Origin of the sequence: Pseudoalteromonas sp. MM17-2 (genome assembly GCF_022347945.1) — a bacterium.
Classification (GTDB): domain Bacteria; phylum Pseudomonadota; class Gammaproteobacteria; order Enterobacterales; family Alteromonadaceae; genus Pseudoalteromonas; species Pseudoalteromonas ruthenica.
The window spans coordinates 1-16,093 of the sequence record NZ_JAKRFV010000037.1 but is presented as its reverse complement, the minus strand read 5'-3'; the positions used below and the strand labels follow the sequence as shown (position 1 = coordinate 16,093).

The 16,093-nt window shown below is 43.8% G+C and carries 15 protein-coding genes and 3 tRNA genes; 10 read left to right on the top strand and 8 right to left on the bottom strand.

Annotated features, from left to right (window positions below; genetic code table 11):
* Positions 1–189 precede the first annotated feature (189 nt).
* Positions 190–1,200: a nucleoid-associated protein YejK gene (gene yejK / locus MHM93_RS19025; RefSeq protein ID WP_053910909.1), complete on the bottom strand. Its 1,011-nt coding sequence runs from the start codon at positions 1,198–1,200 to the stop codon at positions 190–192.
* 62 nt (positions 1,201–1,262) lie between these two features.
* On the opposite strand from yejK, the gene MHM93_RS19020 reads away from it, so the two are divergent.
* From MHM93_RS19020 to MHM93_RS18995, 6 genes are all read left to right on the top strand, one after another.
* Positions 1,263–1,475 carry a DUF1414 domain-containing protein gene (locus tag MHM93_RS19020; RefSeq protein WP_022945968.1) on the top strand — a complete coding sequence of 71 codons (213 nt, stop codon included), beginning with the start codon at positions 1,263–1,265 and terminating at the stop codon, positions 1,473–1,475.
* A gap of 4 nt (positions 1,476–1,479) precedes the next feature.
* Positions 1,480–2,970 (top strand): DUF3413 domain-containing protein, encoded by a 1,491-nt coding sequence (locus MHM93_RS19015; protein ID WP_239450191.1) that lies wholly within the window; start codon positions 1,480–1,482, stop codon positions 2,968–2,970.
* A 115-nt stretch (positions 2,971–3,085) separates the two neighbouring features.
* Positions 3,086–3,568 carry a DUF4124 domain-containing protein gene (locus MHM93_RS19010; RefSeq protein WP_130147574.1) on the top strand — a complete coding sequence of 161 codons (483 nt, stop codon included), beginning with the start codon at positions 3,086–3,088 and terminating at the stop codon, positions 3,566–3,568.
* A gap of 65 nt (positions 3,569–3,633) precedes the next feature.
* On the top strand, positions 3,634–5,340 hold the full coding sequence (aceK, locus tag MHM93_RS19005) for a bifunctional isocitrate dehydrogenase kinase/phosphatase (RefSeq protein WP_022945971.1): 1,707 nt from the start codon (positions 3,634–3,636) through the stop codon (positions 5,338–5,340).
* Positions 5,341–5,401: 61 nt separating this feature from the next.
* Positions 5,402–6,340, top strand: coding sequence for a LysR family transcriptional regulator (locus tag MHM93_RS19000; protein WP_022945972.1), 939 nt, complete (start codon positions 5,402–5,404; stop codon positions 6,338–6,340).
* Positions 6,341–6,354: 14 nt separating this feature from the next.
* Complete coding sequence (locus MHM93_RS18995) at positions 6,355–6,639, top strand: hypothetical protein (protein ID WP_239450190.1); 285 nt, start codon at positions 6,355–6,357, stop codon at positions 6,637–6,639.
* Between the two features lie 1,020 nt (positions 6,640–7,659).
* On the opposite strand, the gene MHM93_RS18990 is transcribed toward MHM93_RS18995, so the two are convergent.
* A complete protein-coding gene (locus tag MHM93_RS18990) occupies positions 7,660–8,094 on the bottom strand; it encodes a replication/maintenance protein RepL (protein WP_239450189.1) in 435 nt (144 codons plus the stop codon).
* A 291-nt stretch (positions 8,095–8,385) separates the two neighbouring features.
* Between MHM93_RS18990 and MHM93_RS18985 the strand changes: the two genes are divergently transcribed.
* The 4 genes from MHM93_RS18985 (at position 8,386) to MHM93_RS18970 (ending at position 12,037) form a co-directional block, all read left to right on the top strand.
* Entirely contained in the window at positions 8,386–8,829 is a 444-nt protein-coding gene (locus MHM93_RS18985) for a hypothetical protein (RefSeq protein WP_239450188.1), read from the top strand.
* Positions 8,826–9,671, top strand: coding sequence for a MobV family relaxase (mobV, locus tag MHM93_RS18980; protein WP_239450187.1), 846 nt, complete (start codon positions 8,826–8,828; stop codon positions 9,669–9,671). Before MHM93_RS18985 ends, mobV begins: the two co-directional genes overlap by 4 nt.
* 84 nt (positions 9,672–9,755) lie before the next feature.
* Positions 9,756–11,087: an AAA family ATPase gene (locus MHM93_RS18975; RefSeq protein WP_239450186.1), complete on the top strand. Its 1,332-nt coding sequence runs from the start codon at positions 9,756–9,758 to the stop codon at positions 11,085–11,087.
* Between the two features lie 2 nt (positions 11,088–11,089).
* A complete protein-coding gene (locus MHM93_RS18970; protein ID WP_239450185.1) occupies positions 11,090–12,037 on the top strand; it encodes a DUF4435 domain-containing protein in 948 nt (315 codons plus the stop codon).
* Positions 12,038–12,246: 209 nt separating this feature from the next.
* Here the strand turns inward: MHM93_RS18970 and MHM93_RS18965 are convergent, their stop codons facing one another.
* The 6 genes from MHM93_RS18965 to MHM93_RS18940 form a co-directional block, all read right to left on the bottom strand.
* Positions 12,247–12,486 (bottom strand): hypothetical protein, encoded by a 240-nt coding sequence (locus MHM93_RS18965; protein WP_239450184.1) that lies wholly within the window; start codon positions 12,484–12,486, stop codon positions 12,247–12,249.
* Positions 12,487–12,623: 137 nt separating this feature from the next.
* Positions 12,624–14,393, bottom strand: coding sequence for a site-specific integrase (locus MHM93_RS18960; protein WP_239450183.1), 1,770 nt, complete (start codon positions 14,391–14,393; stop codon positions 12,624–12,626).
* Between the two features lie 92 nt (positions 14,394–14,485).
* Positions 14,486–14,576: transfer RNA gene (locus MHM93_RS18955), tRNA-Ser, on the bottom strand.
* A gap of 102 nt (positions 14,577–14,678) precedes the next feature.
* Positions 14,679–15,722, bottom strand: coding sequence for a quinolinate synthase NadA (gene nadA, locus MHM93_RS18950; protein WP_138547550.1), 1,044 nt, complete (start codon positions 15,720–15,722; stop codon positions 14,679–14,681).
* 143 nt (positions 15,723–15,865) lie between these two features.
* Positions 15,866–15,941 (bottom strand) — tRNA-Lys (locus MHM93_RS18945).
* 58 nt (positions 15,942–15,999) lie between these two features.
* Positions 16,000–16,075 (bottom strand) — tRNA-Lys (locus MHM93_RS18940).
* Between the last annotated feature and the right edge of the window lie 18 nt (positions 16,076–16,093).

The following is a 16,093-nucleotide window of genomic DNA, read 5'->3' as shown; positions in this document are numbered from 1 at the left end:
AGCGAGGGAATAATCTCGTTGAGTTCGTTTGCTATTTGATTTCATTACACTCTCCAAATTAAGTTTGAAAAGTGTCAACGCTATTTAGGACGGGTCAACCATCATAAAAAAAGCCGCTGTTTTCACAGCGGCTTTTTTGTATCTCTATAACGCTTAGTTACCAGTGGATGTTAACCCCACTGTATAGTACTAAGACTCATCAGCGAGCTGATCAAGTTGGTCTTTTAAATTTGGCGGCACGCCCTTGATAGTCAAGGTATCGTTGACTGGGTCATAAATCACTCGCTCGCCTAGATGCTTGCGCTCAAACCCAACACTCACACCGCCACCCATGCCCGAGAGTTTAACCATGCCGGTCACGGTCTTTTTATCCACCGGGAAAGATTCAGCCAAATCATAGCTTTGCTGCTCGTAGAAGCTGTTAAAGCTTTGCTCATCATCTTTGCTGATAGCGCGCCCTATGTCTTCAATATTGGCATCTTCACCACTACTGATTCTGTCGCTACAGTAGTCAAACACCTCGCGACGGCGCTCATCTTTTTCTTCTTTATCTAGCTCTTGCTCGCTTAAGTAGTCTTCTACGGCGCTAAGCATAGAGCGACTTTGCTGCTTCGGATCAATGCCCTCTTCGCACCCTAAAAAGTCTAAAAAGAAGTCGGCCACTTTGCGCCCAGCGCGACCTTTAATAAAGGAGATATAGCGATTATCCTCGGGCTGTGTATCCCACGCGGCAAGGTCAATACGCGCTGCCAATTGCATGCGAGTAATATCTAAATGGCGAGACGCCGCCAAATCAAGCTCGGAGGTAATAGTATAATGCTCTTTAATATTAATAAGCGCGATTAAAATATAGTCACTGGCGACATATTGATAATGGCAAAAAACTAAATAACCACTTTCATTGAAAGCGTATTTATCAAGCTCTTCTTTTAGCACACTCGCCGCTTGCTCGGTAACCTGCCAAAATCCCAACTCGTTATTTCGATAACTTTGCATACTGCTGGCAACCACACTGCTTTTCTCAGGGCTGAAGGCGCAAAAGCCTTTTCCAGGTTTGCCGTTATAAGCATGGTGGAGCTGTTCAATAAACACGTTTACACGATCATTAATTGGCATTTCATCGTTGCGCAAATGAATTTGGGTACTGTCGTCTTCTTTGTCGACGTAGTGCACAACCAGCTTTTTAACCTCAGTGCTCATCTTTGTTTTTCACTCCTGCGGTGTTAAAATACAAGAATATATAATCAGTATGAAATCCACCGATGCCAGCGTTATCTAAATATACTAATGAAGAAGTAGAACAACTTGTCGACCAGCTAGTTGCTGTCCTTGCCGAAAAGAAGGCGCCGGTAGATTTAAGCCTGATGTGTTTGGGCAATACTATCACGCATATTATTAAAGAGCATGTGCCCGAAGCAAAAAGGGCCTCAGTTGCACAAAACTTTGCCAACGCCCTTGCCGACTCGGTAAAGTAAGGTAATGAACTTATCTGCGCAAAATCAATTCGCCTCAAAAGCGAGTCAGCTTCTTGCTTGGGGCCATTGGTTTACCTTGGCGAATATTGGTCTTGCGCTGGTTATTAGCCTTGCCTACCTCTTTGCTGATGCCGCCCCAACAACAGCTATTGGCAGTGTTTATATGGTGGTTACGTGGCTCAGCCACACCGCCTTTATTACCTTTTTAGCCTTTGTGCTGACTATTTTCCCACTGTCACTTATCTTCCCCTATCCCAGACATATTCGCGGTATGGCCTCGGTACTTGCCACGGCAGGTATGACGCTACTGGCGGTCGATGCGTTCGTGTATTACAACCTCGGGTATCATCTAAATTACAGTGCACTGGGGGAGATCTTATCGTTATTTTGGCGCAACGTAACCAACACGCCCGCGTTGTCGACCTTGTTGGTGAGCGCCCTAATTTTGATGATACTCGCCTATCAGTTGCTGATAAGTAATTATGCTTGGCATCACCTAGCGCAGTTAAAACGACTTCGTTTTGGCCGATATATCTCCGCTTCGTTGGTGCTGTGTTTTGCGCTAAGCCACAGTATTCATATTTGGGCGGACGCTGCACTAGAGTTTGATATTACTAAACAAGACAATATGTTACCCCTGTCTTATCCGACAACAGCCAAGTCGCTACTGGCAAAAAACGATTTATTAGATCTTGAGCAATATGAGCAAGCACGCCAGGTCAATGTTAATGGCCCAACTGTTAGTTTTGTCATGCCCGCAACCTTACCGAGCTGTGAACTTGACGCCGATGCGCCGCAAGTCGATATTCGGGTGTTCTCGTCCACCCAGCAACTGGCTGAGTTTGTTGCTGCAAACCCTGCACTGCAACCTGCAGCAAAGCTACTACACCCGGTTGCCAAGCAAGATGCATTGTTCAATTTAGTGTATGGGCTGCCTAGCTACTACCGTCAGAGTCTCACTAAAGACAGTATTGACCCTCTGTGGCGTCGCACGCCTATCACCTTCGATACCAATATCGATGCCTACCGTTTTATCCACAGCGATCCGTCGCCTCGAGTGCGCATCGATCAGGATCATACCGCACCACTTGATGGCCAACGTAAGGTGTTTGCCTTTGCTCTGGAGGCTGAGCACCCTTCTCGTATCACCGCTATTTCACAGCTATGGAGCAATGACCCTCAGCTACAACAGAGTACGCTCATTGCCCAACCACAAGATATTATCGCCACAGTGCTGAGCGAATATTGGGGCTGCGATGAGTTAGCTCGCGCCGCCCTTATCGCTAACAGCCTGACTCACACTGACGCCATGGCGAATATCAATTACTCGCAGGGCGTATTTATTGCCATGCGTAAAGACCGCATTACGCTGCTCAACAGCGACGGTAGTTATAAACATATTTCTGCCACCGAGGGCTTTGGCGTTGATCAACAGCTTGATATTCCCTTCCTTATTCAAGGCTTAAAACAGCTGAAGAAATTCAACGCTCAGTAGGTACTGCTGAGCGTGACTGATTGAACCTTTTTCATACCTTAGTATTGCTTTAGTGACATTCATTTTTAGTTCATCTATATTAAAAAATGAATGAGGTCTGATCAGGGGTATCAAAGTGACAAAGAAAAGAGTTATTGCCACTGCCTTGGCAATGTGTGCGGCCGCCGCTACACAGGCTACGGCTAATACCGTTTACTATAAATGCGAGACAAAAAATGGCACGACGTTTAGCCAGTTTCCCTGTGATGAGCAGGCACAAGAGCATGAAGTGCGTCACTCTAATGTCGAAATTAAGCCGCTTGATAACAACTTTTCGAAGCAACTTACCGAGCTACAGCTAGAACAGCGCCGAGATAATATCGAACTGCAGTTACGTTCAACTAAACACCGGCTGGTTATTTTAAAACGTGAACGTAGCGCTAAAACACTCGCCGAAGAACAACGTTTAGAACGCTTAATGTCTGATGATGAGCGCAAAGCCCTGAAAAAAGAAGTTAATGCTAACATCAAGGGGATTGAGCAACGCTACAACGAACGCATTAAGCAAACGGAAAAGCGTTTGGCGCAGTTAGAAAAGTCGTTAAAAAAATATCAATAAGGCTTGCACCATAGCTTGCCCTTGGCATAGTCTAGTTTAGAGCTTCTACTCTAAGAGGGATCCCAGTGCAAGCACAGGCCGTAGCGCAACGCATTCTTGATGGCTTTCACCATCACTATCAGTTGTTTCAATCAATAACAGCTCAGGCTCCTGCGGCTTTTGCTGAGCGCGATTGGAGCCAAATGCGCGCCATCGCCAGTAAGCGTATTAGTTACTACGACAAACGCGTGAATGAGACTGTAGCGCAGCTTCGCGATTGCGTCGGTGACCCGGCTGAGCAGGCCAGTTTATGGACCCAAACCAAAGAATGTTACCGCGCTTTCCTCACTTTTCACCCCCAAGCAGAGCTGGCCGAAACCTTTTATAACTCGGTATTTTGTCGCTTGTTCCATCGCAAGTATTACCATAATAACTTTATCTTTGTGCAAGCCACGCTTGCAGATGCTCCCGCGCTCCCAGTGGAAGCTGAATACCGTAGTTATTTTCCGGTCACCGAGGGGCTTAAGCCGACTATTCGCAAAATCATTACGCAATTTGAATTTGGCTGTGCGTTTGCCAATCTCGATAGAGACATTCGTTTATTAGTGAAAGCCTTTATCAAACAAGCGCCCGAGACCCATGTGCAAAGTTATCAAATGCGCTTTGATATTTTACAAGCGCCCTTTTATCGCGGCCAGGCCGCCTATATTGTTGGCCGTGTGGTTTCGCAAACAGGCACGCAACCCTTTGTCATCGCCGTGCTTCATGATGGTAACAAGGGCCTGTATATTGATGCCTTGCTGACTCGTTCGTCGCAAATGCGGGTCATTTTTGGCTTTGCCCGTGCTTATTTTATGGTGCAAACTCATGCTCCTTCGGCGCTGGTACACTTTCTCAATCAGTTGATGCCCGGTAAAACCAAAGCCGAGCTCTACAATGCCATTGGCTTTCATAAGCAAGGTAAGACAGAATTCTACCGCGAGTTACTCGAGCATATGGGTCATGCCCATGAGCAGTTTGAATTGGCCGCCGGCACCCCCGGCATGGTGATGATGGTATTTACCCTGCCCTCGTTTCCCTATGTGTTTAAAGTGATCCGTGATCGCTTTGGCTCAAGCAAACCCTTTGGCCGTAAAACAGTGCTCGAGCGCTACCAGTTGGTTAAGCGTCATGACCGTGTTGGCCGCATGGCGGACACCTTGGAATATTCAGATGTTGCTTTACCTTTGAGCTGCTTTAGCGCGCCACTACTTGAGGTGTTTAAGGCGAGTATTGCCAACTCTATTCGTATTGAAGGCGACATGCTCATCATCAAGCATTTGTATATTGAGCGCCGTATGACGCCGTTGAACTTATACTTGCAAGAAGTGGATAGTACTAAAGCCGCACAAGCCATTGATGAATACGGCCAAGCACTCAAAGATATGATTGCCGCCAATATCTTTCCCGGTGATATGTTATTAAAAAACTTTGGCGTGACGAAACATCGCCGCGTGGTATTTTATGACTATGACGAAGTGCAGTACCTCACCGATATGCAGTTTCGCGAGCTTGGCCATGACGATGCCTGCGGCGAAGAAAGCACTTTGTCGGTCGCACCTAACGATGTGTTCCCCGAGCAGCTAAGCACCTTTGTATTACCCAACCCGGTGCACAAACAAGCACTACTGGCAACTCACCCTGAGCTTCTCGACCCCGCTTACTGGCGCCAAGCACAAGCTAAAATCACTCAAGGTGAGTATAAACAGGTATATCCCTACCCACAGTGCCAACGCTTTATACATCATTGGTAGTGTGTTTTCTTAGCTACCTTTAAGCTACACTAGGCATAAATAATAAAAATGGCAGCAATTAATGAATATAAATAAGATTGATTTAAATCTACTCGTCTATCTTGATACTTTGCTTCGCGAATGCAATGTAACAAAGGCCGCGAATCAGTTGAGTATTACTCAGCCGGCAATGAGTAATGGTTTAAAACGCTTAAGAAATTTGCTTAATGATCCGCTGCTGGTGCGCACCAGTGAGGGCATGGTTCCCACTGAGCGAGCACTGGAGCTGCAACCCGTGATCCGTGGCGTGCTCATGACGTTAGAGGAAACGCTAGCACCGAATCGCGACTTTGAGCCGCAAAGCAGTAAGCGTGTGTTTCGCATGATGGCCAGTGACTACGCAGCCAGTACTTTGGCCCCACGATTACTGAGTAAGCTACATGAGGAAGCCCCGGATACCACTTTGGATATTCTTACGCCCAGTGATGTGACCTTTCATGATGTCGAAAATGGCAAGGTTGATATGGCGCTTAACCGTTTTGAAAAACTGCCTCAATCGTTTCATCATAAACGTATCTGGAAAGACAGCTTCTCGTGTTTGGTCAAATCGGACAACCCGATTTTAAATAACTTTAACCTCGACAGTTATCTTCATGCCCGCCATATTTGGGTTAGCAAAACCGGTTTTGGTGTGGGCGTGGGCATGGACCCAGAGGATGTGCAAAAACTCGGGTGGGTGGACGAAGCCTTAGCACATTTTGGTAAGCATCGAAATATCGCCACTTTTACCCGTAATTACCACGTCGCTATTCATTTGGCCAAGGAGCAAAATCTAATTGCCACCTTGCCCTCCAAAGCCGCAAAAATTTACAAAGACGATCCCGGACTCACCATTTTAGAGCCGCCTTTCCCCATTGCGCCTTTTGAGTTGGATATGATTTGGTCGCCGCTATTACATCGCGACGTTAGCCACGTATGGTTACGGCAAAAAATAGCTGAAGTCGCTGATGAACTAGCTTAATCGAAGGGACTACGATGCAATACCTTAAATCAGTCGTTGTAGCCACGCTGTGTATCATCTCTAGCGCCTGCGTAGTAGTGCCCAGCGATACCCCTTATGTAGAGCGCAAATGTGAGCTCTCGTCAGACAAGAAGACTTTGCGCATTGTTAACGTAGCTGAAGAGACGAACACTTATTATTCCCTCTCTGGGATATTACTCACGCCGATACTTCTGCCCGCCACCGCCATTCTCTCAGGTGGCTACGTCGCCGTTAATAACGTGTATCACCTCGGTGAGCAGCAAATAAAGTGTGATTAGGGAATAGTAACGCGAGCAGCAATGCGCAAGTATCTCTGTCGGTTGGGGCTTGAGCCGGACAATCGCAAGGCCATTGCCTTACCTACAACACACTCCCCTGTAGGTCGGGCTTTAGCCTGACAATCGCAAGGCCAACGCCTTGCCTACAACACAACCCCCATAGGTTTGGCTTGAGCCTGACAACAGCAAGGCCATTGCATTGTCTACAAACAAGCCCTATGGGTTTGGCTTGAGCCTGGCAACCGCAAGGCCAATGCCTTGCCTATAACACAACCTCTCTGTAGGTCAGGCTTGAGCCTGACAGCATTTTTGCTAAGGCCAATGCCTTGCCCACAACACAACCTCCCTGTAGGTCTGGCTTGAGCCTGACAACTGCAAGGTCAATGCCTTGCCCACAAAACAACCTCCCTGTAGGTCTGGCTTTAACCTGACAACCGCAAGGCCAATGCCTTGTCTACAACACAATCCCCTGGAAGTCGGGCTTTAGCCTGACAACCGCAAGGCCAATGCATTGTCTACAAACAACCCCTATGGGTTTGGCTTGAGCCTGGCAACCGCAAGGCCAATGCCTTGCCTACAACACAACCTCCCTGTAGGTCGGGCTTGAGCCTGACTAAACTCTGTGTAAGGCTAAAAGCCTTACCTACAAAGTGGAGGTTGATAGATGGGAATAAGCTTGCGGCCGGACACTGAAACAAAAAAGCCCAGCATAATGCTGGGCTTATTTGTATTGAATTAATGGCGGAGAGGGAGGGACTCTCGGGCATTTGCAGGTCAATCACATAACTCTATGATTTAATTATGTTAGTCTAATCCAATTTTTTGCTAGTGACAAGGTTTGGTGACAGACTGACAATTCATCGGGAAACACAATGATTGTCACTCAGACACAAAAGAAGCGTCATTCTCCCAATGACGCCTTCTTAATTTTTTCCTTTAAAAAGCAGCAAGTTACCCATAATTCTTTCTATTGTAGTTAAGGGCAGCCGCTCGACGGCTAGCCCAGCATAGCTCACCACGTTAAGCGGCGTGTTTCATAAACTCCTTCCTTAGCGGGATTAGGTTACCTAAGTCCCCCTTATACAAAAGGAAAGGTGAGATACGAAATATGCCTGATTCCATCTTTTGCAAATACTTCAGCTTTACAAGCTTCGAAATCACGTTTCTGATCGTCGCGATTGTAACTCCAAGTTCTTCAGCCAAACGTTTTCGTAATACAGTTGAAAGGTCAATCTCTCCAGTATCAAAGGCTAAAAATGGGGATAGAGCCAACAGAAAACGTAGTTCAGTCACGCTCAAACCTTCGGTTGTCTTTGCATTGCCAAACCACATTGAATACACGAATTCTTGTTGCTTTTTCAACACTCGATAAGTGGTTTCTACTGATTCCAGTAGTTCCCCAGTTTCACGTTCGACACGATTAGTTTTCGTGGATGATGTAAAGATTTTTGCCATAGAAATTCCTTTTGGGATGATTAGAAAAGTTGGCTTCCTGCCAAACCAGGCACAATAATAACACATAGGAATAATGAGTTTTTTCAGTTAGTTAAAATGTCACATAATATAACCAAGCTAAGATCAAACTGTTTTACTAATCACATGTTTTCACTGCAAAAAAAATTTCAAAAAAGATCATAAAAATAAGGAGAAACATCCTCAAATCGGTTTTATTTTGACCTAAAGGCTCCCAGTCCTCCCTTCCCTGTTATCATCAAATTTACTACAGCAATTGAAGGAACAGAGATTATGGCGAACGATTTGCACTGCAAAGTGACGGTAAAAGGGATTGTCCAGCATTCACCGGATACTTTACCCATCCACCCGCTCAACGTAGGTACAAAATTGTGGTTTAAACTGGCGGGCTTGTCTGGCGTAATCGCAAACATTCCCATCGTATTTACATGCACAGAAGTATTTGAATTGAGCCCTGAAGCCAGCCACATGGAGCAACAATTTGTTGTGAAGTTGGATGACATTGAAACAGCGGATAAATTCGGTCTGAAAGACTCCATTATTGGCATAACAAGCATTGAAGCGCATATGAACGTTCATATGACTGAAACGGTCGTTGAAACGCTCTTAACCCCATTGCCACTTAGCTATAAGCCCACACAAGGACTGGATAAACTCAAAAACTCTTATGACCCAATAGCGGTATTTGAAGCCATTTCGACAAGGCCAAGTCCATGAATAGGAACTATGCGATTATGAGGGTTGAGAAGGTAAAATCACTGGCGGCTATTGCCGCAATGTCTGCACATTGGCGCCGGACTCGACCGACACCTAATGCAAATCCAAAACGAAAATCGAATAATAGGGTTCTACAGGGTGCTGTGGATCCCTATAAAGCATTCCAAGAGCTTATTGCCGAACGTGGAATTTCTAAATTCAGAAAAAACGGTGTACTACTTCTAGAATTTGTCCTCGCCTTCTCCCCTCGCTATCTGCGAGATGAAAACGGGAAATACCAACCCGATGCCAGTAAAAAGCTAAAAGATTGGATCAATGCGTCCCTTAGCTGGATCAAGCAAGAGTTCGGCGATAAGTGCATCTCTATTCACCTTCACGGAGATGAGAGTAATTATCATCTACATTTTGCGGTAGTGCCGCTTGAATTAAAAACTCGAAAATGCGGAACACAAGAATGGGCCTTAAATGCACGTGGTATTACTGGCGGCTCCAATAAGCTCAGGAAATTACAAGACTCGTATGCAGACTCAGTAAAGCAACTGGGACTGCATAGAGGCATGAAAGGCTCAAAAGCCCAGCACGAGGATATAAAAGCGTTTTACAGCGCATTGAATCACGCTAAGGAAGACCTACAAAGTATCAACGCCCCTATTCCAAAACCTCACCCTAAAAAAGTTAATATATGGCATGAGCGCATGCTACAGGTCGTTTCAGCTCTAAAGCAGGCACAAAACGACGAACGTAGTAAATTACAAAGGATGGTGGCCGAGTTAACGAGAACTAACCAGAAGCTAAGAAGTGAATTAATTAAAAGAAGTAACGTGAAATCACGATTAGTATAAAATTTATGACTTTCTTATAATCAATTGAAAGACATAGTGTATTTGTTATGATGAATCTACGAAATTTAACAAATAGGAAGTTACATGGCAAATTTAACAAGGTTTGTTATCCGCAAGCTTTACGGCGAACGTGATATAGACGTCACATTTGAAAACAACATTAAGGTAATTGTTGCAGAAAACGGTTACGGTAAGACCACCTTACTAAATGCACTCTATGCAACATTATCTGGTGACATATCAAAACTACGACAAATCCCCTTTACATCTATTGAAATTGCATTTGATGACAATTCTAAGTTTTTGCTTAAAAAAGACGATTTTTCTCTAGCTACCTCTGTTTTTAGAAAAAGCGGCTTTTATCAACATTTGCGTTCAACTATTGGCAGTGATCGACTTTATGACCTTTTAGAGGCATATATAAGCTTACCTATAAATCAATTCCGTAGAAGTAGAATCTTTAATTTAACTAGAGCTAAGTTTGAAATCCCGGCTGCCGCGCTGATCAATCTCTTGCGAGAGCTATTAGAGGATGAAGAAAAAGAGCAAAAACTTAACATTCTCAATGTTAGGAAAACTCTTAAAGAAATTGGTTCGAAAAATGATTACAACTTTCTTTATTTACCAACATATAGACGCGTAGAACAAGACTTTAGAGATATAAACACCGATGATGAAAACGATCTCGTAATCGATGATTCAATTAACTTTGGCATGCGTGATGTTGATAAAAAAATCAAAGAGATAACTACAGAAATCGTTAATTCCTCTGTTGAGTGGTTCTCGAAAGTAAATGGTGAAATGCTCAGTCAATTAATTGAGGGCTTTAACTTAGACGATTCACAAAAAGCAGCGGTAAAAAATCCTGAATCAATTAAAATTGTTTTAGATAGAATTGGCGACAATATAGAAAAAGAATACAAACAAAGAATTCTAGATCTAATCGACTCAGGTGAAATTTTTTCAAATCACACTCCGCTAATTTACTTCCTAGCCAACTTACTCAAGGTCTACGAACAGCAAAAAGATAATGATAAGTGCTTACAAGAATTTACAGATGTATGTAATAGATATCTAGGTGATAAAAAGCTTGAGTACAATGAAAGTAATGTATCGGTAGATATAGTTCGGAGAAAAAACGGCAGAAGTGTCGACATAGAAACTTTATCATCAGGTGAAAAGCAAATAATTTCATTGTTTGCCAAACTTTATCTACAAAAAGAGGACAATATCGCAATATTCCTTGATGAGCCTGAGTTGTCACTCTCTATTGAATGGCAAAAAACCATATTACCTGACATTGTAAATTCTGGCCGTTGTGTATTCTTATTCACTACAACCCATTCCCCATTTATTTTTGAAAACGAGCTTATCGATAACACAGTTGATCTGTCACGGTATATTAAGGAGTTATAGTCATGGATCGAGTGGCAGAGCTAAGGATTGCTTCCCAAAGCTATTCAGTTAAGTTCTTAGAATTTATAAAAATAAAGGCAAAAGATAACAACGTACTAGCCTGCATTTTTGAAGGTGAGGACTCTAAATACTATTGTGGGAGACTAAATAACTTATTAACTGGGCATGATTGGGCAGGAATAGATGCAGGTGGGAAACATGAAGTATTAAAACTCTATCAAACGATACAAAATCACCCGTCCTACAAGACTTCTAGTTATGTTTGTTTTATTGATAAGGACTTTGAGGACTGGTTTAGTAATCCTGATGAAGAAAGAATATATGTGACCCCATGCTATTCTATTGAAAATTTTTATATTTCTGATGATGTACTCAAAAGAGTTTTAACGTCAGAATTTGGGATCTCTGAATTCGGTGATTATAAAGTTGATTTTCATAACGTAATGAATTTATATGAGCAACACAGTCATAAATTCTCTCATGAGATATCGCCTTTAATGCATTGGATTAAAGCTCATAGGTTAATGATGAGAGATAACAAGTCACCTAAAAAAATCAATGTAAGGAATTTAAAAACGGATAAAGTAGTTGCTATAAGCCTTAATGAAGTCCAGAGAAGTTTCGATAGCTCAGATATTTCTTCCGTATTTCCAGAATTAACCAATGCAGACATTTGTACTGAGGCTTTAAAAGAAGCAAGAGAAACCTTAAATTTAGAAAACTGGAAAAGTGATTATAGAGGTAAGCAGGCTCTTGATTTCTTTAGGGCTTTTTTAAATCGACTGAAACAGGATCTAACTTCAAAAGAACCACAATTTTTTAGCAACAAGGGAAATGTCAGGCTAGCTCTATCCAAAGAAAATCTGATATCTGAGCTATCACAGTACGCCGACACTCCAGAATGCCTGCGAGAATTTATAGAAAAGCTGAATACGCAGTTGGCGGCATAACTTACAATTAAACCGCACATTTTAGACTAATTAGCTCTAATTAAATAAGTAAATTGTACGCACAAATCGAACGGTACAATTTCGCGAAGCGATAAAATTGTGTAGTGAGTATACACATTTGTAGTACTAGCTCAGATCTTATCTGACAACCAGACAGTAAAAAAGCTAGGTGCGTCAGATCAGGCTTGAGCTAGTACGAATTTCCTTGGCTAAATGAGTGGTGAAAACGCCCGCGCCACTTCAAAAAAACCATCCAGCTCACGCGCAGTAAATACGGTTCTATCGGCGAGCAACGCTCGACCCTCAGCATCAAGGAACCTAGCTCGGGCAAGAGCCTCCAGGTTCGTTGTGACGCCGTCGAAACCATGCATTTTCTCGTTGATGTAGATTTCATCTAAACCTTTTTGCTGTAACACTGTACGAACATCATTAATTATTGATGGTGTCATTTTATCTAGTTCCTTCTAGTTAACGCTCTTTTATCTTCAATGTTTTTCATTGATTACGACCGAAATCAATGAAAAACATCATTTACATGTATTGCTGTTGGTAATAATAATCAACATGCACATTTCAAAAACTAAGCCTACTTAACCTTTTTGAGGCGGGTTACATCCACGTCAGGTGCTAGTAACTCGATTACTTCGCTTAACTTTTCAAGGCAGGTATACTCTCCTGCACCGTAACCGCCAAATGTCACATCATTAGGGTCTTCATGCCCCATTAGCTGACGGACAATATACGCATCAACACCTTGATGCTTAAAGCGTTTGACTACTGTGGTACGAAAACAATGAAAATCTACAATATGCCCTCTTGCCAGCTCAGCTGCTTTATCTATACCAATTTTACGCAGGCATGTTCGGTTAAACCAATCCCCGACAGGGTCACCAGGTTCATCCTCTTTCTTAACATCAATAGAAGAAATTAACTCTGGAAATAGCTGCGAGTAACCATTTTCTTTTATACTTCTCACGTATTCAAGAAACCCTAGCGCAATCAGCTTACTGTGGATGGGAACAACCCTACGAGCCCTCTGAGATTTCAGGTGATGATCTGTCAAATCTAAGTAATCAACACCATCTGTACAGCGAACATCTCGCACTTGCAAAACGGCAATTTCATTCAATCGCAATCCGGTGAACATTGCGATCCGAGTAAACCATGTACTAGCTTCTTTAAAGCCCTTGGCCTCACGGCTCGACATATTATGCTCAAGCATAGCCTGAAGCTCGTCTGTATCAAACTGACGTCGCCATGGTCTAACTGACGTATTTTCAGGGAACATTCTCCCTCTAAACACTTCACCGTTTGCAAAATCTAAGTTTTTCTTACACCAGATGAACAGAGTATTGTAGTTGATCAGATATTTATTCAGGGTTTTGGGGGCTGCTGGCTTGCCCCCTCTACCTGTAACCATGTCTAAAAGATGCACCTTTATTTCAGTAACTGTTTCAGTGTCCATCCTAGCCAAGTCGAAGTCTTTACCTAAATAATCGATGAGCACCTCAAATGACTTTTTGTACTGCTCCAGCGAACTTTTCCCTACACTGCCTTGCTTCTCTCTGACATAGCGCTCATATGTCTCTTTCAGGCGGTATTTGACCTTTTTTTCACGTGCTGCATCATCAACACGCCTCACAGTTCTTGAAAACTGTCTCAGCCCGTTTACGAGATCACCGAACTCCTCAGCGTCATTTGGTTGCAATGACAAATCAGTCGGTAACTCGTCATCGAAGCGCATTACTCGTTTACCTAGTTCGGATAGGCTTTTAATCATGCGCTGAGCAAACCAAGCATCTAATGTCAGTGCTTCTGTTTTCAGTTGTGGCTGGTTTGCCTCTGGAATACCTTTATAAAGGCCATCTGCGTGCTGCATCGCAATAGGATTATGCATTTGCCCCTGCTTATTACTTAGCTGGCTGCAATAGCGTTCTGTGGCTCGTTCGCTCGGTGCGCGAAATTTACCAAGGGATTCCCCATCTACTAAGTGAGAATACAGAAGTGTTTTTGCTACTCCCAGATAATGCGCTGTACGCTCATGCAGATAGCTGTGTAATTGGTGTTTGGCGTTTGCAATAGCCATTGCCTCTTCAATCCCTGTGAAGCTTGCCTGTTGAATTACAGTAGAATGCCGACGTTCCATGTCGCTTACCTCCGAAAATATCTCTCTAACGATAAATGCGGCTAGAAAAATCGCTTCATCATGCTGATCCGTTTGCAATGATTTAACGAAATAACCGCGATCAGGGGGATAGTAGCCGATTTTCTGAAAGTGGACGCGTCGGATGCGAAAAAAATAATTTTTCGAATTACTGTATTGATATAGATATGAGGATAATTTAGATAGTGCCATCTCTGTCTCTCTTGTGACAGAGTTATGTGACAGAGCTTTGCACGAAAAATGCGGGATGCAGTTTTATTTAAAATACAGTGACTTAAATAAAATGGCGGAGAGGGAGGGATTCGAACCCTCGATACGCTATTAACGTATACACGAGTTCCAGTCGTGCGCCTTCAGCCACTCAGCCACCTCTCCGCACTTTTCGCTGCCTTGGCAGCGCCGCATATACTATGCAATCACTGCCGGGGTTGCAAGGTGTTTTTAACAAAACCAAATCAACTGGTTAGTAAAACACCGTTAGCGTGCCATGGCGGCGGTGAAGTCTAGCATGCGATTAAGCGAGCGCAGTGCGCCTTGGCGCAGTTCCATGTCCACAAACACCTCTTTGCCTTGCGGATCAATGAGCGCTTCCTCAATGGCTTTGAGGCCGTTCATGGCCATCCACGGGCAGTGGGCACAGCTTTTACACGTTGCGCCCTCACCTGCGGTCGGTGCTTCAAAAAACTCTTTCTCTGGACAAAGCTGCTGCATTTTATAGAAAATACCGCGATCGGTGGCAACAATAAACTTCTTGTTGTCCATGGTTTGTGCCGCTTTGATAAGCTGACTCGTGGAGCCTACGGCATCAGCAAGTTCTACTATCTCAGCAGGTGACTCAGGGTGCACCAAAACCGCTGCATCAGGGTGCAGCGCTTTCATATCTTTGAGCGCTTTAGTCTTAAACTCATCATGAACAATACATGCGCCATTCCACATGATCATATCAGCGCCGGTCTGATTTTGAATGTAGCTACCTAGGTGCTTATCTGGGCCCCAAATGATCTTCTCGCCTTCGCTGTCTAGGTGCTCAACGATTTCTAACGCACACGATGAAGTAACGATCCAGTCAGCGCGCGCTTTCACAGCCGTTGAAGTATTCGCATACACGACTACTTTACGGTCAGGGTGCTGATCGCAAAAGCGGCTAAATTCATCAATTGGGCAACCCACATCCAATGAGCAAGTTGCCTCTAAGGTGGGCATGACCACGGTTTTTTCTGGAGTTAAGATCTTCGCTGTCTCACCCATAAAACGCACACCCGCTACGATGATCATATCAGCGTTCTCTTGGCGCGCGCCGAAGCGAGCCATCTCCAACGAGTCTGCTACGCAGCCGCCGGTCTCCTCTGCTAGGGCCTGGATCTCTGGATCGGTATAATAGTGCGCCACTAACACTGCATTTTTTTCTTGCAGTAATTGTTTAATGCGCGCCTTGTGCTGCTGTTTCTGCTCATCAGAAAGAGGAGCTGGCTTAGGAGGAAAAATATAATCCTCCGGCATGATATTCTCGCTGATACCCATACTGGTCAAACTACATCTACATTGCAAAAGTATTGCCGTAATTATACGAAACTATGACGCTAAAAAGAAGCAAAGGTCTGCGCTACGACTAGATTCTTGTGCGCTTAATTATAAGAAGTTGGGGTAATAATGAGAAAAGGCGATGGTGGGTCATGATGGATTCGAACCATCGACCAATGGATTAAAAGTCCACTGCTCTACCAACTGAGCTAATGACCCATAACTGGTGTCTTTCAATATTTGAAAGTGCGCTACGCATGTAGCTGATGATGTAAAGTGGTGGGTCATGATGGATTCGAACCATCGACCAATGGATTAAAAGTCCACTGCTCTACCAACTGAGCTAATGACCCATCATTGCGACTAAATCG